Genomic DNA, 21,033 nt, shown 5'->3' with positions numbered 1-21,033 from the left:
GAAAAACCCTTGATAGGTGACTATATGGTCACCTATCATTTTCTATATGGACGCAGTGTTCAAGGCACTCTCCGACCCCACCCGCAGGGACCTCCTGGATGAACTGTTCCGCGAGGACGGGCAGTCCCTGAGTGCGCTTGAGGCCCGCTTCGACATGACCCGCTTCGGGATCGCCAAGCACCTCAAGCTCCTGGAAGATGCAGGCCTGGTGGTGACCCGCCGTCGGGGGCGGAAAAAACTGCACTTCCTGAATCCCGTGCCCATCAGGCTTATCCACGACCGCTGGGTGAGCAAGTATTCAGAACCATGGGCCGCTGGCCTCAGCGACCTCAAATCCAGATTGGAAAGTCCCATGGAAAAGATCTTCGAAATCTACATCAAGACCACGCCGGAACGGCTCTGGGAAGCCATCACGGACAGTGACATCCGGAGCAAGTACCAGTTCGGGAACACCATCGAAACGGACTGGACGCCGGGCAGCAGCTTCACTATGAACAACGTCAAGGCGGGTGCTCCGCTGGGCGAGGGCGAGAACCTGGAGGTGGACCCGCCCCGCCGGCTGGTCCAGACCATGCGGGCCCTCTGGGGCGCGGACGTCAAGGCCGAGGGAACCTCGAAGGTCACGTGGGAGATCGAGCCGGTGGGCGATTCCTGCCGCCTGACCGTCACCCACAGCGACCTCCGCGAGGGCGCCAACGAACAGCTCTACGGTGGCTGGCCGATGATCCTCTCCGGGCTGAAGACCTGGCTGGAGACTGGCGAGCAGCTGACCACCCCAGGCTCGCTGATGTACACCTAGGCGCGCTTCGTGCCGGCTACTCCGTCCGCTGCCGCCACAGCAGGCTCACGGCGAACGTCACCACGCACAAGACCAGCATTGCCAGGACCATCCGGGCCCAGCTTTCCTGGTCCACGCCGCCGCCCGCGAACACGCCGATCATCACCGTGGCCGTGATCGCGCCGACGTACCGGCACGTCTGGTAGATGCCCGCCGCGACACCCCGCTCCTGCGGCCGGATGGACACGAACATGCCCTGGTTCGTGGCGATGCCCACGGTCCCGTACGGGATACCCATCAGGGCTGTCAGCACCACCACCAGCGGGATCGCCAGGGTGCCGGTGAGCAACCACATCAGGGCGGCGGCCGCAGTCAGGAGCATGACGCCGGCAACCAGCACCCGCCGCACGCCGAATCTTCCCATCGCTTTCACCGCCCAGGGGGTGGCCAGGACGGACATGCCCGCCAGGGGCAGCATCAGCAGGCCCACCACGCCGGGCTCATAGCCGCCGGCCTCCTGCAGGAGCTGGGGCAGGCCGAAGAAGACGAAGTAATAGACGCTGCTGAACACCGCGAAGGCGACGTAGATGAGCATGAGGGGCCTGTTGCGGCCCAGGAGCCTCAGGTCCAGGAACGGGCGGGCGAAGCGGAGCTCCCGCCAGGCAAACAGTGCCGCCGCTGCCGTTCCCGCTCCCAGCATCCACCAGCGGTAGCCCGGCAGGACATTCAGGGCGGCCATCATCACCAGCAGCAGCGCGGTGATGAAGCCAAGGATGCCGGGAATGTCCGAGTCCCGCAGCAGCTCGGCCACGCTGCCGCGTTCCCGGGCTTTGTCCGCCGGCGCCGCCTGCCGCACGATCAGCAGCGCGGCCAGTGCCAGCGGAATGTTGACCAGGAACAACGCCTCCCAGCCCACAAAGCCCACCAGCAGCCCTCCGGCCACAGGCCCCACCGCTGCCGCCGATGTGTTGGCCATCTGCAGGATGCCCAGCGGGCGTGCCGGTTCCACGTTGGCCCGGTGCGCAATGGCGCCCACCATCACCACGGCGCTGGGATAGGCAGTGGCCGTGCCCAGCGCCATCACGGCCCGGGCCACGCAGAGCAGCGCAAAGTTCGGGGCAAACGGCGCCAGCGCGCAGGTGGCCGCCACCAGCGCCATTCCCAGCATGAACATCCGCCTCGGCCCAAACCTGTCGGCAAGCCTGCCCATCACCGGCTGGCCCGCAGCTGAGGCCAGGTAGAACGAGGTGACCACCCAGGTGACGGCGGCGACGTCGAGTCCAAAGTCCGCGCGGAGCACCACCAGGGCGACGGCGATCATCGAGGAGTTGAGGGGGTTCAGTGCCGTGCCCAGGCTGAGGCCGGCGACGGCCAGTGCAGTCCGGGGTTTGTTGCTCACGGAAACAGTCTGCTGCATACCGCCGGACTGGCGCGACTTTATGGAACCTACCGCCCTGGCGCGCCCGCCTGCACAGGCGGGAACAGGGTTTCTTCAACAATGCCGGTGAGCTTGCGGATCACCTCGGACTGCCCGGGCGCAGCCGCGGGTCCGCCACCAGCGGAGCTCCTGCCAACTCGGCGATCACACAGTCGGGCGGATGCCCTGCACGTCAGCGGGCGCGGCTTGCCAGGGCTCCATCGAGGAACTCCAGGTGCGCGGGCTTCACGGCCACAGCATCGCCCGAGTATTCGGGGTGCTTGGCGAGGAACTTCTTGATGAAGGGGCAGACGGGAACAATGCCCACGCCCGCCTTGACCGTCTCGTCCAGGGCAACGGTGGCGAGCTGGCCCGCAAGGCCCTGTCCGCCGTATTCCTCGTTGATCACCGTGTGGTAGAAAATCCGCTGCGGCGAGGCGCCGCCGTCGTACTCCTTGTACGCTGCCTTGCCAATCACATTGCCGGCGTCGAGGATCTCGAAGCGGTCGCGGTCGGGGTTGTGGCGGACGGTGATGTCACTCAAGGGGATCTCCTTCGATGCGGTGTGTCCTTCAGCCTAACCTCAGCCGAAGGGCATCTATTTCCGCACCCGTCCCTTACCGGACAGCACCGTCCGCCGCCCCGCTGACGGCGGCGCCGCCTTGCCCCGTTTCGGCCTAGCTCAGGTAACCGTTCGGATTGAGGACGTACTTGGTGGCCGCACCGGCGTCGAACTCCGCGTAGCCCTGGGGCGCCTCCTCAAGCGTGATGGCCTTGGCGTTCACGTTCTTGGCGATGTGCACCTTGTCGTTCAGGATGGCCATCATCAGTTGCCGGTTGTACTTCATCACAGGGCACTGGCCCGTGGTGAAGCTCAGCGACTTCGCCCAACCGGTACCCAGGCTCAGGCTCAGGGCACCCTTCTTGGCCGCCTCGTCAACGCCGCCCGGATCGCCCGTCACGTACAGCCCCGGGATGCCCAGCGCACCGCCGGCAGCGGTGATGTCCATCAACGAGTTCAGCACCGTGGCCGGAGCTTCCTCGGCGTCCTTGCCGTGTCCGTGGCCGCGTGCTTCGAAGCCCACCGCGTCCACGCCGCAGTCCACTTCCGGTACGCCCAGGATCTGCTCGATCTGCTCCGCCGGTCCCCCCTTGGTGAGGTCCACCGTTTCGCAGCCGAAGCTGCGCGCCCGCGCCAGCCTGTCCTCGTTCAGGTCGCCAACAATCACGACGGCGGCGCCCAGCAGGTGTGCGCTGGTGGCCGCTGCCAGGCCCACGGGACCTGCGCCTGCAATGTAGACGGTGGATCCTACGCCCACTCCGGCGGTGACGGCGCCGTGGAAGCCTGTGGGGAAGATGTCCGAAAGCATGGCCAGGTCCAGGATTTTCTCCATGGCCCGGTCCTTGTCCGGGAACTTCAGCAGGTTCCAGTCGGCATACGGCACCAGCACGTAGTTGGCCTGTCCGCCCACCCAGCCGCCCATATCAACGTATCCGTAGGCGCTGCCCGGGCGGTCCGGGTTCACGTTCAGGCAGATGCCCGTCTTGCGTTCCTTGCAGTTCCGGCAACGGCCGCAGGCAATGTTGAACGGGACTGAACAAACGTCCCCGACCTTGATGAACTCAACGTCGCGGCCAACTTCCACCACTTCGCCGGTGATCTCATGCCCCAGCACCAGGTCCGGCGGTGCGGTGGTGCGGCCGCGCACCATGTGCTGGTCCGAGCCACAGATGTTGGTGGCCACTGTCTTCAGGATCACGCCATGGTTGACGGCGCGCCCGACGTTTGCCGGGTTGACGCCCGGCCCGTCCTTCAGTTCGAACGTGGGGTAGTCGATGTCGATCAGTTCGACTTTCCCTGGCCCCTTGTAGGCAACGGCTTTGTTCCCTGTCATCTTTTTCTCCTGTTATCCCACGGTTCGCCCGGTAGGGCGGCCGTGATTCATGAGTGGTGATGCACACCCCGCCGGACAGGCACCGTCCAGCATCTGCTGATGGCTGGGGATCAGTTGCCGGAGAGCTTCCTGGAGTGGGGTGGGCCCAGTCTAAGCACGGACCGCCGCCATATCTAGGGGTCGTAAGCCCGGCTGACTACCTGTTTGTGGATTGGGGGTTACGCGGGCATCCGCCTGAACCGATGACTTCCGCTGCGAAGCCTTGTAGTCTCGGCACGGAGGACGATCCAATGTCCCGACACTGACGTAAAAACAAGGGAGTGGACATGCCAGCCAACGAGGACGAAATGCAGATCCTGGACCAATGGAGCAACCGGCTGGCCCAGGCACTGCAGATCCTGGATCTGAAGGTGGACCATGATCTGCTCCTGGACCTGGCCCGTAAATCCGCCGACTCCGTGACCCATGCCGCAGCCCCGATCACCACCTTCATGGTGGGCTACGCCGCCGGGCTGGAAGCCGGCACGGGCAGCGCCGGCACCAAGGAGGCGTCAGCGACCTCCATAACGAAAGCGGCGGACGTGGCGTTCCAGCTGTGCGAGGACGGGCAGGATGGCGGCCCGGCCAGCAAGGGCTGGGCGGACACAGCGCAATAGCGGCCCCGGCCCGCAAATGCGGTGCTGGCCCGCGCCGCTTATGCGGGCGCGGGCCGCTCGTGCGGGCCAGACACCCTAGCCGGCCGCCGTCGGCTCCTCCTCGAGCGCGGTAACGGGCTCCAGCTTCACGATCACCGCTTTGGAGACCGGCGTCTGGCTGCCTTCCGCCACACTCTCCAGCGGCACCAGGACGTTCGCTTCCGGATAGTAGGCGGCCGCGCATCCCCGTGCGGACGGGTAGGACACCAGCCGGTAGTTCCGCAGGACCCGCTCCACGTTGTCCGGGTACACCCCGCGCACATCCACGTGCTGCCCGTCTTCAAGCCCCAGCTCGGCCAGGTCCTCCGGATTCACGAACACCACCTCGCGGCCCTTCTTGATCCCCCGGTACCGGTCGTTGTGGCCGTAGATGGTGGTGTTGAACTGGTCGTGCGAGCGCATGCTCTGCAGGATCAGGGTGCCGGCCGGGCGCTCCACATGCTCCAGTTCGTTCACCGTGAGCATGGCCTTGCCGGTGGGCGTGTTGAACGTGCGGGAATCGCGGGGCCCGTTGGGCAGGACGAAGCCGCCTTCCTGCCGGATCTTCCGGTTGTAGTCCTCGCAGCCCACCACCACGTGGGAAATATGCTCGCGGATCAGGTCATAGTCCTTCTGGAATCCGGCCCAGTCTGCGGAAATCTTGTCTCCCAGCACACGTTGCGCCAGCTGGCAGACAATCGCCACCTCGGAGAGCAGGTGCGGGGCCACCGGTGCAACGGTGCCGTGGGAGGCGTGTACGGCACAGACTGTGTCCTCCACCGAGACGAACTGTGGGCCGGACTCCTGCATGTCGATTTCGGTGCGGCCCAGCGTGGGCAGGATCAACGCCTCGGAGCCGGTCACGGCGTGGGAGCGGTTGAGTTTCGTTGAGATCTGGACGGAGAGGTCCGTGCCGGCCATTGCCGACTCGGCAGCCCGGGTGTCCGACATGGCACCCACGAAGTTCCCGCCCATCGCGATGAAAACCTTGATCCCGCCGTCGCGCATCTGCCTAATGGTTTCCACCGCGTCCGCCCCGTGCTCCCGCGGCGGTTCGAAGCTGAACTCCTTGCCCAGGGCGTCCAGGAACGCCGGCGGCATCTGCTCCCAGATGCCCATAGTGCGGTCCCCTTGGACGTTGCTGTGCCCGCGGATGGGTGAGGCGCCCGCGCCGGGCTTGCCGATGTTGCCGCGCAGCAGCAGCAGGTTGATGATCTCCTTGATGGTGGCCACACCCTTTTTGTGCTGGGTGATGCCCATGGCCCACGTGATGATGACCTTCTCCGCACGGAGGTAGCGGTCGGCCAGTTCGTCGATTTCCTCGGCCCGCAGGCCGGTGGCTTCCAGGACCGCTGCCTCGTCCAATTCGGCAAGGTGCGCCCGAAGCTCCTCGAGGCCCTGGCAGTGTTCTTCGAGGAACTGATGGTCCAGCACGGTTCCTGGGTTGGCGGCCTCGGCGTCGAGGACCCGCCGGGACACCGCCTGCAGCAGCGCCATGTCCCCGCCGATCCGGATATGGAGGAACTGGTCCGCCAGATCGGTGCCGCGGCCGATGATGCCCTTGACCTTCTGCGGGTTTTTGTAGCGCATCAGCCCGGCTTCGGGCAGCGGGTTGACCGCCACGATGCTTGCACCCGCTTCCTTCGCCTCCTCCAGTGCGGTGAGCATCCGCGGATGGTTGGTTCCAGGGTTCTGGCCCATGATGATGATCAGGTCAGCCTTGGCGAAGTCGTCATAGGAAACCGTGGCCTTGCCCACGCCGATGGTCTGGCCCATGCCCCAGCCGGAGGACTCGTGGCACATGTTGGAGCAGTCCGGCAGGTTGTTGGTGCCGTACCCGCGGATGAACAGCTGGTAGAGGAAGGCAGCCTCGTTCGACGTGCGGCCGCTGGTGTAGAAGGCTGCCTGGTCCGGGCTGGGCAGGGACTTCAGCTTGTCCGCGATGATCCCGAACGCTTCGTCCCAGCTGACGGGCCGGTAGCGGTCCTCCCCGGCGGGCTTGTACACCGGCTCGGTCAGGCGTCCCTGCATGCCCAGCCAGTATTCGGAGCGCTGCAGCAGTTCGCTGACGGGGTGCTCCTGCCAGAAGTCGGAGCCAATCACCACCGGGGTGGCCTCCCACGTCACGGCCTTGGCGCCGTTTTCGCAGAATTCGAACGTCTTGCGGTGGCCCGGGTCCGGCCACGCGCAGCTCATGCAGTCGAACCCGTCCTTCTGGTTCAGCGCCAGGAGTGTCTTCCTGGACCGTTCCAGGCCCATGTGCTTCAGAGCCGGCTGCATGGAATGGTAGACGCCCGGCACTCCCGCTGCCCATGTCTTCGGGTGGCCGCTGACTTCAATGTCGGATTCGTCGGCCTCTTCAACTTCGGGATTCTTGCGCGTCACGGCTGGTTCTCCTTGCGTTCTGCAGGCGCGGCCATCTTCCGATGTTTCGGCGGGCCGGTTCCGTTCCCACACTTGTTCAGGGTGGCGGGGAAGTCAAGGAGGCGGCTCCCCTGCCCGGCGGGCAGCATGGGCAACGGACGACGGCGGCACGCGGCTGGCGTTAGGCTGGTTACCTTGGCTGAAGCAAGCGGCCGGAGGAACCTCTCTGTGCGGAGCGCCCCCATGTCCGACGATCTTGCCCTTGCCGCCCTCGCGGCATCCTCTTTCTCCCTCCCCCGCCTGCGGGACGGCCAACTGGCCGGCATGGCAGCCCTCGCCGCCGGCCGCGACGTCCTGGCCGTCATGCCCACCGGCTATGGCAAGTCCGCGATCTACCAGGTCGCGGCGCAGCACCTGCACAGCACCACGGGACGTCCCGCCGTCGTGGTCTCCCCGCTCATTGCCCTGCAGGAGGACCAGTTGGAGGGGCTGGAAGCGGACCTGGGTCCGGGTGCGGCGGTGGCCGTCAACTCCTCCCGCAGCGATTCCGAGGTGGAGGCGGCCTGGCAGGCGATGGAAAGCGGCACGGCCACCTTCCTGTTCCTGGCCCCGGAGCAGCTGGCTAAGCACAAGACCGTGGACCGCATCGCAGCCCTGGGCATTTCCCTGTTCGTGGTGGACGAGGCCCACTGCGTCTCGTCCTGGGGCCACGATTTCCGCCCCGATTACCTCGGCCTGGGCCACGTCCGCGAACAGCTCGGCAATCCTCCCGTTGCCGCCCTCACCGCCACCGCATCACCCCCGGTCCGGGACGAAATCGTGGAACGGCTGCGCATGAAGGACCCGCTGGTCCTGGTCCGCGGATTCGACCGGCCCAACATCAGGCTGGACGTCGTGCGCCACCACGAGGACAAGGACAAGCGCAAGGCCGTGCTGAAGCAGGTGGCCGCCCTGGCCCAAAACGGGCATGGGCTCCTCTACGCCGCCACCCGCAAGGACACCGGGAAGTACGCCGCCAAGCTGTGCAGGGAGGGGCTGCGCGCGGAGGCTTACCACGCCGGCCGTTCCGCGGCGGACCGGGAGCACATCCACGAACAGTTCCTGGACGATCAGCTCGACGTGGTGGTGGCCACTACTGCTTTCGGCATGGGGATCGATAAACCCAACGTGCGCTTCGTGGTCCATGCGGATATTCCGGAGTCGCTGGACTCCTACTACCAGGAGATCGGCCGGGCCGGACGTGACGGGGAATCGTCGGCCGCGGTTCTCCACTACCGGTCAGAGGACCTGGGGCTGCGGAAGTTCTTCGCCACCCACTCCCCGGATCCCGACTCGCTGCTGGCTCTGCTGAAAGTACTGAAAGCAGCGGGCGGGCCCACGCCCAAGTCATCGTTGCCTGATCTCACGGGGCTTCCCGCCCGGCGCATCACCGGACTGCTGAACCAGCTGGAGGAAACCGGCGCCGTGGCACTTGGCAAGCGCGGTGTCCGGCTGGCTTCCAAAGCCAAGCTGCCCGCCCTGGTGCGCGGCGCCGTCGAACTCGCCGAAGCCCGCCAGCGCGTTGACCAGTCCCGGCTCACCATGATGCGCGCCTACGCCGAGGCGGACGGCTGCCGCCGCCAGTTCCTGCTGGGCTATTTCGGCGAGGAGCTGGCGGAGGCGTGCGGCAACTGTGATGCCTGCGCCGACGCCGCCCGGCACCCCGCAAGTGACAGGGCGGACGACGGCGGCGCAGCCTCGGGTGGCCGGGCGGCGGAACCGTTCCCGCTCCAGTCTGCCGTGGTCCACAAGGTGTGGGGACCGGGCCTGGTGATGCGGCACGAGGACGACGTCATCACCATCCTGTTCGAACACGAGGGCTACAAGACCCTCTCGCGCGCAGCCGTTGTGGAACACGAACTCCTGAAGCCGGCATAGGTGGGTAGGCTTTAAGGAGACTCCGACGAAAGGCCCGCAGCATGGAAGTACCTGCTTATGTTTGGACCCTGACCATTGCCGGGATCGTGGGCCTGCTGGCTTTCGATTTCTTCTTCCATGTGCGCAAGGCCCACACGCCCACCCTCAAGGAAGCTGCCGTCTGGTCCTCGATCTATGTGGGCATCGCGGTGCTCTTCGGACTGGGCGTACTGCTGTTTGGCGGACCCACGATGGGTACCGAATACTTCGCCGGATACATCACGGAGAAGGCACTGTCCGTGGACAACCTCTTCGTGTTCCTGATCATCATGGCCAGCTTCCGGGTACCCCGCGCGGACCAGCAGAAGGTGCTGCTGTTCGGCATCGTCTTCTCCCTGATCGCCCGCACGGGATTCATCCTCCTGGGCGCTGCGCTGATCAACAGCTTCGCGTGGGTGTTCTACATCTTCGGCCTGATCCTGCTGATCACTGCAGGCAACCTGCTCAAGCCGGGCAGCCACGACGACGACTCCGAGGGCCTGGTGGTCCGGCTCGCCAAGAAGTTCCTGCCGGCGTCGGAACACTACGACGGCGACAAACTGTTCACCGTTGAGAACGGGAAGCGCGTCCTGACCCCGATGCTCCTGGTGATGGTGGCAATCGGCGGTACGGACATCCTGTTTGCGCTGGACTCCATCCCGGCGATCTTCGGCCTGACCCAGAACGTCTTTATCGTCTTCACGGCCACGGCGTTCTCCCTCATGGGCCTGCGCCAGCTCTACTTCCTGATCGACGGACTGCTGGACCGGCTGATCTTCCTGTCCTACGGCCTCGCCGTCATCCTGGGTTTCATCGGCGTGAAGCTCATCCTGCACGCCCTGCACGAGAACACCCTGCCGTTCATCAACGACGGCGAGCACGTCAGCGTGGTGGAGGTCAGCACGGGCGTTTCGCTAAGCGTCATCCTCGGCGTCCTGGTGATCACGGTCCTGGCGTCCATCTTCAGCCCCAAGGGCAAGGCCAAGAATGCCGTTTCCGGCGCCCGGCGGCACGCCGTCGAGTACCTGGACCTCAACTACGAGACGGACATGAACGAGCGGGATAAGATCTTCGCCGCGATGTGCCGCGAGGAGAACGAGATCCGCAAGCTTCCGGAGAAGTACAAGCGGCTCATCCGCAACGAGACCGAGTTCCTGGACCTGCTGCGGAAAGCCCACGACGAACACGACAAAGCCCGGGTGCGGGCGGCCGCCGAAAACTGATCGTCCCACCCAACTAGGTAGCAGTAAGTGTCGTTTTGAGGGCTCAGAACGACACTTGCTGCTACCTACTTTGAAGCTTGTCTGTTTGTCAGTGCCCCTTGCTACGTTTGGACCAGGCCAGGGGAACAGTCCCTGGTTCTGGCAATAACAGCCTGGCGATGACAACCCGGCTGTCGATGGGGAGGCCCCGTGTTCTTGCTCGAAGCCGCAGCGGCCGGCGCGCCGCCGGACCTGGTGTTTTCGGCCAGCGACCTGGTTGCCGCCAGCGAGTGTGAGTACCGCACGCTCCGGATCCTTGACGAGAAGCTGGGCCGCACTCCCAAGGCGGAGTTCCCCGCGGACGAGATGCAGGTCCGCGCCGGCGAGCTGGGCGACCGGCACGAGCAGACCGTCCTGGCCAGCCTGGTTGCACGGTACGGAGAGTGGGATGCCAGCCGCGGCGCCGGCGTCTATTCGCTCGAACGCGGCCAGAACCTGCGCGGGGACCTGCAGGCCAAGCATGCGGAGACCGAGCTCGCCCTGCGGTCCGGGGCTGACGTGGTGTTCCAGGCTACCTTCTTTGACGGGGAGTTCCTGGGCTACGCGGACTTCCTGGTCAACGAGGCCGCGGGCACAGGCAGCCCGGGCCGGTACGAGGTCTGGGACACCAAACTTGCCCGGCACGCCAAGGTGGGCGCCCTCCTGCAGCTGGCGGCCTACGGCGACCAACTGCTAGGGATGGGGCTGGACCCCTCGCCGGTGGTCACCCTGGTCCTAGGGACCCGCGTGGGCGAAGACTGGCTCCGCAGCAGCCACTCCCTTCCCGACCTGTTGCCGGTTTTCCGTGAACGGCGCCGGCGCTTCCGCGAGCTGACCGCGGAGCACAGGGCAGGTGACGCCACTGTGAAGTGGCAGCAACCGGGGATCGTCCACTGCGGCCGGTGCGACTACTGCGCCGAGCAGGTCCAGGCGCACCGGGACCTGTTGATGGTGGCGGGAATGTCCGTGGTGCAGCGGAAGAAGCTGCACGCGGCAGGCATCAGCACCATCGATGAACTGGCGGCGATGCCTGCCGCGGACGCCAGGAATTCCGTGGTCCGGCTGCGGGCCCAGGCGCGGATGCAACTGGGTCTGGACGCCGTGGCGGGGTCCCGGACCTTCACCAAGGACGGCGGGCCCCACACCGTCTCGTTCGCCGTCCTGCCTGACAACACCATAGGGTTGCTCCCACCGTCCAGCCCGGGGGACATCTTCTTCGACTTCGAGGGCGATCCCCTCTGGCAGGATCCGGCTACCGGCGCCTGGGGCATCGAGTACCTGTTCGGCGTTGTTGAGGCGCCGGACGCGGACCATCTCGGCGATCCCGTGTTCCGCCCGTTCTGGGCCCATTCCCGGTCCGAGGAGCGCCGCGCCTTCCTGGACTTCCTCGCGTACGTGGAAGAACGCCGCGCCCGCTACCCGGACATGCACGTCTACCATTACGCCGCCTATGAAAAGACGGCCCTGCGCAACCTCTCCCTGGCGCACCAGGCCGGGGAGGACACCGTGGACTCCTGGCTGCGGGAAGGGCTGCTGGTGGATCTCTACGCCACGGTCCGGCAGTCGCTGCGCATCTCTGAGGCGTCCTACTCCATCAAGAAACTGGAACCGCTGTACATGGGCAGCAACCTTCGCTCGGGTGACGTCAAAGACGCCGGCGCGTCCGTGGTGGCCTACGCCGCCTACTGCGCGGCCAGCGACGCGGGGGATCACGCCGAGGCAGGAAAGGTCCTGGCGTCCATCTCCGACTACAACCACTACGACTGCCTGTCCACGCTCCGGCTTCGGGACTGGTTGCTGGACGTCGCCAGGCAGGCCGGCAGGTTGGCAGCCGTAGAGGCCGAGACCCGCCAGCCAGCGGCGGCAGGGGAAGCGGCTCAGGAAACGAAACAGGAAACACTCCCGGAAGCGGCTCAGGAAAAGCCTGAGGAAACCGCTCTGCGCGAATACCTGGCAGGCCTGCCGGAGGACCGGGCCTGGACTGACGACGAACGCGCCATCGCCATGGTGGCCGCCGCCACCGGCTACCACCGCCGCGAACGCAAGCAGTTTTGGTGGCAGCACTTCGACCGGGTGGAGGCACCGGTCGAGAGCTGGGCGGACCAGCGGAACGTGTTCCTGGTGTCGTCGGCGGAGGTTGCCTCGGACTGGGCGCTGGCCAAACCCCGGGAACGGATGCGTACCCGGACGCTCCGGCTGCGCGGCACCATGACGGAGGGCTCGGACTTCCGCGCGGACTCCACGTGGTGCCGGCTGTACGAAGCGCCGCCACCGGAAGGCATGGCCGCCCCGGATGCTGCTCCCGGCGCACGGGCTTTCTCCTTTGGAACGAGGATCAGCGACGTCGCCCCGGCGCCTGACAACCCGGAGCACACCATCATCACCGTTGCCGAGCGGGAGACCGGAAAGGTGGCCGCATACCCGCACCTTCCGGTCGCCCTCACCGAGGACCAGCCGCTGGCCACCACCAGCATTGAGGCTGCCATCGCCGAGCTTGCCCGCAGGGTTGGTTCCTCCGTGCCGTCGCTGCCAGCCCACCCCGGCCTGGACATCCTGCGGAGAAAGGCCCCGCGGTTCCGCACGCTCCCCGGCCCGGTGGAGGTACGCCATGACACCGTGGGCTCCCCGGATTACGCCGCGGCCATCACGGCATCCCTCCGGGATCTTGAGCACTCCTACCTGGCCGTCCAGGGTCCACCCGGAACCGGAAAGACGTACGTGGGCGCCCACGTCATCGGCAGCCTGGTGGCCGGCGGCTGGAAGATCGGCGTGGTGGGCCAGTCGCATAACGTGGTGGAAAACCTGCTCTGCCGTGCCATCGACACGGGCGGCGTCTCCCCCTCGGCCGTGGCCAAGAAGCTGGCTGCGCCGCACGACGTCCCCTGGACCCGGACGGCCGACGGCGACGTCGCCCAGCTGCTCGCATCGCCCGGCGGCTGCCTGGTGGGCGGAACCGCGTGGACCATGACGGGCAAGGAAGTCCCGGCGGGCTCGCTGGACCTGCTAATGATCGACGAGGCCGGACAGTTTTCGCTGGCCAATACCCTTGCCGTTGCGCGGGCGGCCAAGCGGCTCCTCCTGCTCGGTGATCCGCAGCAGCTGCCCCAGGTCACCCAGGGCGCCCACCCGGAGCCGGTGGATGAATCGGCGCTGGGCTGGCTGGCCGCTGGGCATGCCACCCTGCCTGCCAGCCTTGGCTACTTCCTGGCCGACAGCTGGCGGATGCATCCGGACCTGTGCCGTGCGGTGTCACGGCTCAGCTATGAAGGAAAGCTGCAGTCCGCACCGGCAGCATCGCTGCGCAACCTCGAGGAGCTGCCGCCCGGCGTCGAGACCGTGTTCGTGGGGCACTCCGGCAATACCACTGCATCCCGGGAGGAGGCCGCCGAAGTGGTCCGGCAGGCACGGCGGCACTTGGGCCTGAAGTGGAAGCCTGGCGCCGAGAATGAGTTCCGGCCCCTCGGGCAGCAGGACCTGCTCGTGGTGGCCGCCTACAACGCCCAGGTCCACCTGGTCCGCAAGGCACTGGAGGAGGCCGGCCTTTCCCAGGTCCGGGTGGGGACGGCGGATAAGTTCCAGGGGCAGGAAGCACCCGTGGTGCTCGTGTCCATGGCGTGCTCGGCCGTGGCTGAAGCACCGCGGGGAGCGGAGTTCCTGCTGAACAGGAACCGGATCAATGTTGCGGTGTCGCGGGGGCAGTGGCGGGCAGTCATCATCCGCTCCGCCGAGCTCACGAGCTACATGCCGCACCGGCCCGCAGCCCTGGAGGAGTTGGGCGCGTTCCTGGGCCTTAGCTCGCGCGCCTGACGGGAAATACCGGTCAGCGGGCCCTGAACCCGCGGAAGTTGCCTTGCGCTGCGGAGAGCGAGTCCTCAACCCGCTCCACCCGGCCGGGGGTGTTCCGGGAATTCAGCCAGTCGAGAAGCGCCCGGACCTGTGGCTCGGGGCCCTCGGCAACCACGGCGACCGAACCGTCGCCGAGATTCGTCACTTCGCCTGCCAGGCCCAGTTCCTCCGCTTTGCCCATGGTCCAGAAGCGGAAGCCCACCCCCTGCACCATGCCGAAAACGCGCGCCTCCAGCCGGACGGCATCCCCTTCAGGCGTGCCCGCCGCAGCGTCGTTGTCCGGCCCCTCAGTCGCTCCGGATGACGGACCTGCGTGCCTCGCCATGGTGCCTCCCCTGAGTCGGCGCCGTCCCTCCCAACTAGGTAGCAGCGAGTGTCGTTTTGAGCCTCCAAAACGACACTTAGCGCTACCTAGTTGGGCTGAAGGGCAACCCGTTAGTTGATGGTGATGTCGCGGGTGCTGTGGTTGTAGCGGATGGTGACGGTGCCGCCGGCGTGGTGCAGTTCGTGGTTGGGGCCGTCGAACGTGCCGTAAGCGCCGTAGTTCTCATCCCAGGAGCGGTTGATGGCGATCTTGAAGGTGTAGAAACCGGCGGGAAGTTCGGCGCTCTTCTTCCAGATCTGGTCCAGGAAGTCGAATTCCATCTGCGCTTCGTCGTACTGCGGAGCCCAGTTTTCGGGCGCACCCAGGATGGTGTTGAAGTCACCGGCAACAGCCACGGCTTCGGGCTGCGGGTGCGTCTCGACGTCCGCGTCCTCAAACGCCTCGGGCGCTGCGGGGGCAGCAGCTGCCTCCGTCGTGGCCGGGGCCTTGCCCTTGCGGACAGCCTTCACCACGGGTTCCACGGCGTCCTCAAGTACCTTGGCTGCCTTGCCAACGGCGGCGGCGGCCTTCTTGGCAGGTGTCTTCTTAGTGGCCTTTTTGGGTTCCGCGGCGGCAGCTGCCGTTTCGGGAACCGCGGTGGTCTTCCGGACGAAGCCCTCAGGAGCAGTGGGAACCTGGACGTCGGCAGGGATGGGCGTGCCGGCGTCGAGCGCGCTGGCGAAGGAAACCGCATCCGGGAAGGCGACCGTGGCGCGCATGCCTTCGTCGGTGATGGTCCAGCCGGAGCGGCCCTTGACCAGCCAGCCGGCCTTGACCAGCTTTGCCGTGGCCGAGGTGAGCGTCTTGTGGCCGCGGGGAATGCCGCCGCTGAGCAGCTCGGCCTCATGCTCATTGAACGGCACCCTGGCCGTTGCCTCGGCGAGGACCTGGCCCGCGTTCAGTGCATCGCCGGACCACACACCTTCGGTCAGGACATCCAATACGGTCTTGAGTCGAAGGAAGGTGTTTTCTGCGGTGGACTTGGCCATGATTCCCCTTTATAAAAGCGATCGGTCTTAGGCATCTTGCCAACTGCCCGTTAAATCGCGCGACTTGAAATGGTTAACACTGCGTGTCGTGACCGACTATTAAGCGGACGTCCCAACAAGTGAGGCTGAGGTCTCGGGAAACGGGCTGGCTGCACAACCCCTGAGCGCTGACATGGGTGCCGCACTGCACTTCCCAGACACGCCTGCGGCACCCAGTTTAGCGGTACGACGGCACTGCTGTTGCCTCGGACACGTTACGGGTGCGCCACATCCCCGCTATTCAGTTCATCCAGCAGCTCAGCCTTCCGCTCCTCGGAAGCAAAGGACGAGTGGATGGAGTTCGCGGCGAGCCTGGCCTTGTCGAAGTCAGAGAGCTCAAAGACCGCCCCAAGCTGGGCAAAGTTATCATCCACGTAGCCGCCAAAGTAGGCCGGATCATCGGAGTTCACGGACACGTTCAGGCCGGCTGCCAGCATGGCGGGAAGGGGGTGGTCTGCCAGGGTGTCCACAGCCCGGAGCCGGACGTTGGAGAGCGGGCACACCGTCAGCGGGATGCGGGCACCCACGAGGCGCTCCACCAAATCCGGGTCGTCCATGCAGCGGATGCCGTGGTCGATCCGCTCCACGCCCAGGATGTCCAGGGCCTCGATAATGTACGACGCCGGCCCCTCCTCCCCTGCGTGCGCGGTCAGCCGCAGCCCTGCCTCGCGGGCTTTCGCATAGAGCCGCTCGAACTTGGACGGCGGGTTTCCCACCTCGGCGGAGTCCAAACCAATGGCAGCAATCGGAGCGTTCATGGCCAGCAGGCCGTCCAGGACCTCCAGCGCGGATTCCTCGGAGAGGTCACGCAGGAAGGCCGCAATCAGCAGCGTGGAGATCCCGAACTCCTCCTGGGACGTGGCCAGGACGGACGCAACGCCGTTGACGCACGTTTCCAGCGGGATTCCGCGCGAGAGGTGCGCCTGCGGGTCCATCATGATTTCGGCATGCCGCACCCCTGCGGCAGCGGCCCGCTCAAGGTAGGCGCGGGTCATATCGGCGAAGTCCTGCTCCGTCTGCAGCACGGCCATGTTCGCGTAGTACAGGTCGAGGAAGGACTGCAGGTCCGTGAACTCGTACCTTTCCCGGAGCTCGTCCAGGCCTGCATACGGGAGCGCGATGCCGTTCCGCTCCGCGAGCGCGAAGATCAGCTCCGGCTGGAGGGTTCCCTCAATGTGCAGGTGCAGCTCGGCCACCGGAAGGATCCTGGCGGGGACTTCCAGCTCTGCTGCGTCCAGTTCTGTTTCGGGCACGGCAGTGCCGCCGGCAAAGTTATCCATCGGGTCAGGATAATGCCCCGCGCCGGAATCACCACTAGAGTCGAACCAATGCAGAACGCTAAGCACGCTGATGACCTGCAGTACCCGGTTCCTGCCCCGGCCACCGACGGCTTTGTCCGGGTCCGGGGAGCCCGCGAAAACAATCTCCGCAACGTGGATGTGGATGTCCCGCGCGATGCGATCGTGGCGTTCACCGGCGTCTCCGGGTCCGGCAAGTCCTCCCTGGCGTTCGGCACCATCTATGCCGAGGCCCAGCGGCGCTACTTCGAATCCGTCGCCCCGTACGCCCGCCGCCTGATCCAGCAGGGGCACAACCCCAAGGTGGAGCTGATCAGCGGGCTGCCGCCCGCCGTCGCCCTTCAACAGCGCCGCGGCGCTCCCAGCAGCCGGTCCACGGTGGGAACCGTCACCACACTCTCCAACTCCCTCCGCATGCTGTTCTCGCGGGCGGGAACGTACCCGGCCGGCAGCACCCAGCTGGACTCTGACGCCTTCTCCCCCAACACCGCCGCCGGCGCCTGCCGGGAATGCCACGGCCTGGGCGTCGCGCACACCGTGACAGAGTCCTCGCTGGTCCCGGATCCGTCCCTGACCATCCGCGACGGCGCCATCGCGGCCTGGCCGGGCGCCTGGCAGGGAAAGAACCTGAGGGACATCCTCACCCACCTGGGCTACGACGTCGACGTCCCGTGGCGCAAGCTGCCCAGAAAACACCGTGACTGGATCCTCTTCACCGAGGAACAGCCCGTGGTGGAGGTGACCCCGCAGCGCGACCGCGTGGCCAAACCCTACAAGGGGCGGTTCTGGAGCGCCAGGAGCTATGTCCTCCATACGCTGGCTGATTCGCAGAGCGCCTCCATGCGTGACCGCGTGCTGGCCTACATGGAGTCCGGGCCGTGCCCCCGCTGTTCCGGGACGGGCCTGGTGCCCGAGGCCCTGGCCGTCACGTTTGCGGGCAGGACCATTGCGGAACTCAACGGGCTCCCCATGGTGGAGCTCGCCGAGGTTGTCCGTCCCACCGCTGTATTGGACGACGCCGGCACGGCCTCCCGCACTCAGCTTTCCGGAGAGTCCAACGAGGTGGCTGTGGCCATCACCCGGGACCTGCTCCAGCGCATCACGGTCCTGCTGGACCTCGGGCTCGGTTACCTGGCGCTCGGCCGGGCCACCCCCACCCTTTCGCCGGGCGAGATGCAGAGGCTCAGGATTGCCACGCAGCTGCGGTCCGGCCTGTTCGGTGTGATCTACGTGCTGGATGAGCCATCCGCCGGGCTTCATCCGGCCGACGCCGAGCCGCTCCTGGAGGTGCTCGAGCAGCTGAAGTCCTCTGGCAACTCGGTGTTCGTGGTGGAACACAACATGGATGTGGTGCGCAGGGCGGACTGGCTGGTTGACGTGGGCCCCCGCGCCGGCGAAGGCGGCGGCGAAGTGCTCTACAGCGGGCCGGTTGGCGGCCTCGCCGCGGTTGAGGAGTCCGTCACCAGGCCGTTCCTGTTCGATGACGGCGGATCCGTCCCGCGCGGCGGTTCCGGTGCCGGCCGGGCCAGGGAACCTGAGGAATGGCTGGAGCTGAAGGACATCACCCGGCACAACCTTCGCGGGCTGGATGCCGAGTTCCCCCTGGGCGTGCTGACGGCGGTCACCGGGGTGTCCGGCTCCGGCAAGTCCACGCTGGTGAGCAAGGTCCTGGGCGAGGCTGTCGGCTCCGGACTCAGGACCCCCGTGGAGCAGGATGGGGCCGCGGAGCCCCTGGAGCTGGGCAGCGTCCTCGGCAGCCACCGCATTGACCGCCTGGTGACTGTGGACCAGAAGCCCATCGGCCGGACCCCGCGGTCCAACCTGGCCACCTACACCGGGCTGTTCGACGCCGTCCGCAAGGAATTCGCCGCCACGGAGCAGGCCAAGGCCCGCGGCTTCGGCGCCGGGAGGTTTTCCTTCAACGTGGCAGGCGGGCGCTGCGAAACCTGCCAGGGCGAGGGATTCGTCGCCGTCGAACTGCTCTTCCTGCCCGGCAGCTACGGCCCGTGCCCGGAGTGCGCCGGGTCCCGCTACAACCCTGAGACCCTTGAGGTGCAGTACCGCGGGCGGGACATCGCCGAGGTCCTGGCCATGACGGTTGATGCCGCATCCGGGTTCCTGGCTGCCGTGCCCGCTGCGGCCAGGAGTCTCAAGAGCCTGCGGGATGTTGGCCTGGGCTACCTGCGGCTGGGGCAGCCGGCCACGGAGCTCTCAGGCGGGGAGGCCCAGCGCATCAAGCTGGCCACCGAGCTGCAGCGGGCACAGCGCGGCCACAGCCTCTACCTCCTGGATGAACCCACCACCGGCCTGCACCCCGCCGACGTGCAGCTCCTGATGGCACAGCTCCATGGCCTGGTGGACGCCGGCAACTCAGTGGTGGTGGTTGAACACGACATGGCCGTGGTTGCCGGCGCCGACTGGGTCATTGACCTCGGCCCGTCAGGAGGGGACAAGGGCGGCCGGATCATGGCAACCGGGACACCTGCCGCCGTCGCCCTTTCCGCCGAAAGCCGCACCGCCCCGTACCTGGCAACCGCGCTCGGTCAGGGAACCACCAGCTAACGCCCAGAAACATCTCGATTTGATAACGGCAGCGCAATGTCTTAGCGTAAAAGGCATGCCCGCCGCTGGCGGACCCATGAATGCCCGGTGCTGCCTTCACCACAACTGCCCAGCAGGCAGCCACCGAAACGACCTCTATTCGTCAGGGGCGGGCAGTGGCGCAATGATCTCCGGGGACGGAAGCAGCGCAGGTGGCCTTCAGGAGCATCACCCATCATGAAAAACACCAAATTCCGTACTGCCGCACGCCGCGGAGCAACTGTAGCCGCCATCTCCGCTGCAGGCCTGGCTCTCTCAGCCACCGCTGCCAACGCCACCACCAGCGCCTCCACGTGGGATGCCCTGGCACAGTGCGAGAGCAGCGGCAACTGGTCCATCAACACCGGCAACGGCTACTCTGGCGGCCTGCAGTTCAGCCCCACCACTTGGGCTGCCTTCGGCGGCACGGGTTCCGCCGCTGACGCCAGCCGCGAGCAGCAGATCGCCGTAGCTGAGCGGGTCCAGGCATCGCAGGGCTGGGGCGCCTGGCCCTCCTGCTCCGCCCAGCTGGGCCTGAGCGGCAGCGGCACTGGCGTTGCGCCGCAGTCCGTTCCGGTCCAGAGCGCACCAGTGCAGGCGGCTCCGGTCCAGGCTGCACCGGTGCAGCAGAGCGCACCCGCCGTGCAGGCGGCTCCGGTTGCGAAGCACGTGACGGCCGTGGCCCTCAGCGGAGAGACCTACACGCTGCAGGCCGGGGACACGTTGAGCACCGTGGCTGAGAAGCTGGGGATCGCGGGCGGCTGGCAGCACCTTGCCGACGCCAACCTGGACACCATTGCGGATCCCAACCTTGTATTCGCGGGACAGGTCATCCAGCTTCCGGCCTAGTGCCTGTGAGGCTGCTGCCCTCCGGGGCACCAAAATCAGGTCGGCGATAGACAAATTCCGTTGACCGCTTACGACGCCGGCGCGCCCCCACAAGGGGATGTGCCGGCGTCGTTCTTTAACGCTTGTAAGCCGCAGCCAGGGACGGGGCCTTAGGCGCCGGCGGGCAGTTCCCGGACGATCCGCACCTTCCAGGCTGAATCGTCGCTGGTGTCCAGCAGGGCGACTGTGCCGTGGGCCAGGTTGAGGGCAACGCGCTTGGCGGCGAGCAGCTCAAGGTAGAGGTGCTCGTTCATCCTTGCGGGGGTATCGATCATGTATTTCACGGCGTCGCGGACCTTGCGGTAGTTCGCGCTGCTTTCCCGGTGCTTGTGCAGCTCCAGGGCTGAGCGCTGCTTCAGCCGCGGCTCGTGCCGGTTCAGCCAGCTGACGGCGGCGTGGACGGCAACCACGAGGGTGAGCGAAACGCCGTAGATCCACCAGCCGCTCGAGAGCAGGAACAGAGGCAGGTTTCCGACGGCCACGATGGCGATCACAATGCGGAGCGCGGCGATGCGGCGCATGGTCAGGGCGACTGCGGCCATGCCGTCGCGGAAGCGGTGCTGTTCCTTGCGGGCCGCGGCGGGATCAAGGGTGAACTCGTCAAGGACAAGGATGCCCTTTGCCTCCGGGCCCAGCATCTGCCCGTAGCGGGGCAGCGCGGGGGTGGCGGCGGTGGTCTTTTCAGGAGTTGATGTCATGAGGGAGCTTCCAAAACGCTGGGGTGG

Annotated in this window: 15 protein-coding genes; 7 read left to right on the top strand and 8 right to left on the bottom strand. The window is 66.5% G+C overall.

Translation table 11 applies throughout. The features are described from left to right. Positions 1-46: 46 nt before the first annotated feature. On the top strand, positions 47-799 hold the full coding sequence (locus IEX43_RS11750) for an ArsR/SmtB family transcription factor (RefSeq protein ID WP_188811227.1): 753 nt from the start codon (positions 47-49) through the stop codon (positions 797-799). 16 nt (positions 800-815) lie between these two features. On the opposite strand, the gene IEX43_RS11745 is transcribed toward IEX43_RS11750, so the two are convergent. From IEX43_RS11745 to fdhA, 3 genes are all read right to left on the bottom strand, one after another. Beyond that, positions 816-2,177 (bottom strand): MFS transporter, encoded by a 1,362-nt coding sequence (locus tag IEX43_RS11745; RefSeq protein WP_229666427.1) that lies wholly within the window; start codon positions 2,175-2,177, stop codon positions 816-818. A 211-nt stretch (positions 2,178-2,388) separates the two neighbouring features. Next, a complete protein-coding gene (locus IEX43_RS11740) occupies positions 2,389-2,739 on the bottom strand; it encodes a GNAT family N-acetyltransferase (protein ID WP_188811223.1) in 351 nt (116 codons plus the stop codon). 133 nt (positions 2,740-2,872) lie between these two features. Continuing rightward, positions 2,873-4,090 (bottom strand): formaldehyde dehydrogenase, glutathione-independent, encoded by a 1,218-nt coding sequence (gene fdhA / locus IEX43_RS11735; protein WP_188811221.1) that lies wholly within the window; start codon positions 4,088-4,090, stop codon positions 2,873-2,875. A gap of 326 nt (positions 4,091-4,416) precedes the next feature. Here fdhA and IEX43_RS11730 point away from each other — a divergent pair, with 326 nt between their 5' ends. After that, positions 4,417-4,746, top strand: a complete 330-nt coding sequence (locus IEX43_RS11730; RefSeq protein WP_188811219.1) for a DUF6457 domain-containing protein — start codon at positions 4,417-4,419, stop codon at positions 4,744-4,746. Positions 4,747-4,821: 75 nt separating this feature from the next. On the opposite strand, the gene IEX43_RS11725 is transcribed toward IEX43_RS11730, so the two are convergent. Further along, positions 4,822-7,149, bottom strand: coding sequence for an FdhF/YdeP family oxidoreductase (locus IEX43_RS11725; protein ID WP_188811217.1), 2,328 nt, complete (start codon positions 7,147-7,149; stop codon positions 4,822-4,824). Positions 7,150-7,371: 222 nt separating this feature from the next. On the opposite strand from IEX43_RS11725, the gene IEX43_RS11720 reads away from it, so the two are divergent. The 3 genes from IEX43_RS11720 (at position 7,372) to IEX43_RS11710 (ending at position 14,111) form a co-directional block, all read left to right on the top strand. After that, positions 7,372-9,045 (top strand): RecQ family ATP-dependent DNA helicase, encoded by a 1,674-nt coding sequence (locus IEX43_RS11720; protein WP_188811348.1) that lies wholly within the window; start codon positions 7,372-7,374, stop codon positions 9,043-9,045. Between the two features lie 41 nt (positions 9,046-9,086). Further along, a complete protein-coding gene (locus IEX43_RS11715; protein WP_188811215.1) occupies positions 9,087-10,286 on the top strand; it encodes a TerC family protein in 1,200 nt (399 codons plus the stop codon). A gap of 189 nt (positions 10,287-10,475) precedes the next feature. Continuing rightward, the gene (locus tag IEX43_RS11710; protein WP_188811212.1) at positions 10,476-14,111 is read left to right on the top strand and encodes a TM0106 family RecB-like putative nuclease; all 3,636 of its coding nucleotides are present in this window, start codon (positions 10,476-10,478) and stop codon (positions 14,109-14,111) included. 13 nt (positions 14,112-14,124) lie between these two features. On the opposite strand, the gene IEX43_RS11705 is transcribed toward IEX43_RS11710, so the two are convergent. From IEX43_RS11705 to IEX43_RS11695, 3 genes are all read right to left on the bottom strand, one after another. Then, positions 14,125-14,475 carry an acylphosphatase gene (locus tag IEX43_RS11705; RefSeq protein WP_188811210.1) on the bottom strand — a complete coding sequence of 117 codons (351 nt, stop codon included), beginning with the start codon at positions 14,473-14,475 and terminating at the stop codon, positions 14,125-14,127. A gap of 110 nt (positions 14,476-14,585) precedes the next feature. Then, on the bottom strand, positions 14,586-15,503 hold the full coding sequence (locus IEX43_RS11700) for a pullulanase X25 domain-containing protein (RefSeq protein WP_188811208.1): 918 nt from the start codon (positions 15,501-15,503) through the stop codon (positions 14,586-14,588). Between the two features lie 254 nt (positions 15,504-15,757). Continuing rightward, positions 15,758-16,822 carry an adenosine deaminase gene (locus IEX43_RS11695; protein WP_188811206.1) on the bottom strand — a complete coding sequence of 355 codons (1,065 nt, stop codon included), beginning with the start codon at positions 16,820-16,822 and terminating at the stop codon, positions 15,758-15,760. A 48-nt stretch (positions 16,823-16,870) separates the two neighbouring features. Here IEX43_RS11695 and IEX43_RS11690 point away from each other — a divergent pair, with 48 nt between their 5' ends. Both IEX43_RS11690 and IEX43_RS11685 read left to right on the top strand, forming a co-directional pair. Further along, positions 16,871-19,402, top strand: a complete 2,532-nt coding sequence (locus IEX43_RS11690; protein WP_188811203.1) for an excinuclease ABC subunit UvrA — start codon at positions 16,871-16,873, stop codon at positions 19,400-19,402. A 216-nt stretch (positions 19,403-19,618) separates the two neighbouring features. Next, positions 19,619-20,269 carry a LysM peptidoglycan-binding domain-containing protein gene (locus IEX43_RS11685; protein ID WP_188811201.1) on the top strand — a complete coding sequence of 217 codons (651 nt, stop codon included), beginning with the start codon at positions 19,619-19,621 and terminating at the stop codon, positions 20,267-20,269. Between the two features lie 149 nt (positions 20,270-20,418). On the opposite strand, the gene IEX43_RS11680 is transcribed toward IEX43_RS11685, so the two are convergent. Next, entirely contained in the window at positions 20,419-21,006 is a 588-nt protein-coding gene (locus IEX43_RS11680; protein WP_188811198.1) for a hypothetical protein, read from the bottom strand. Positions 21,007-21,033: the final 27 nt, after the last annotated feature.

It is taken from the genome of Pseudarthrobacter polychromogenes, assembly GCF_014644495.1.
Classification (GTDB): domain Bacteria; phylum Actinomycetota; class Actinomycetes; order Actinomycetales; family Micrococcaceae; genus Arthrobacter; species Arthrobacter polychromogenes.
Note: the sequence above shows the minus strand (reverse complement) of the source record. Positions and strands in the feature narration are given on the sequence as shown.

Bases quoted from the DNA above. Each gene is read 5' to 3' on its own strand.
- IEX43_RS11695 (WP_188811206.1), bottom strand. From the start codon at position 16,822: ATGGATAACTTTGCCGGCGGCACTGCCGTGCCCGAAACAGAACTGGAC.
- IEX43_RS11705 (WP_188811210.1), bottom strand. From the start codon at position 14,475: ATGGCGAGGCACGCAGGTCCGTCATCCGGAGCGACTGAGGGGCCGGAC.
- IEX43_RS11700 (WP_188811208.1), bottom strand. From the start codon at position 15,503: ATGGCCAAGTCCACCGCAGAAAACACCTTCCTTCGACTCAAGACCGTA.
- IEX43_RS11685 (WP_188811201.1), top strand. From the start codon at position 19,619: ATGAAAAACACCAAATTCCGTACTGCCGCACGCCGCGGAGCAACTGTA.
- IEX43_RS11730 (WP_188811219.1), top strand. From the start codon at position 4,417: ATGCCAGCCAACGAGGACGAAATGCAGATCCTGGACCAATGGAGCAAC.
- IEX43_RS11715 (WP_188811215.1), top strand. From the start codon at position 9,087: ATGGAAGTACCTGCTTATGTTTGGACCCTGACCATTGCCGGGATCGTG.
- IEX43_RS11720 (WP_188811348.1), top strand. From the start codon at position 7,372: ATGTCCGACGATCTTGCCCTTGCCGCCCTCGCGGCATCCTCTTTCTCC.
- IEX43_RS11750 (WP_188811227.1), top strand. From the start codon at position 47: ATGGACGCAGTGTTCAAGGCACTCTCCGACCCCACCCGCAGGGACCTC.
- IEX43_RS11680 (WP_188811198.1), bottom strand. From the start codon at position 21,006: ATGACATCAACTCCTGAAAAGACCACCGCCGCCACCCCCGCGCTGCCC.
- fdhA (WP_188811221.1), bottom strand. From the start codon at position 4,090: ATGACAGGGAACAAAGCCGTTGCCTACAAGGGGCCAGGGAAAGTCGAA.
- IEX43_RS11690 (WP_188811203.1), top strand. From the start codon at position 16,871: ATGCAGAACGCTAAGCACGCTGATGACCTGCAGTACCCGGTTCCTGCC.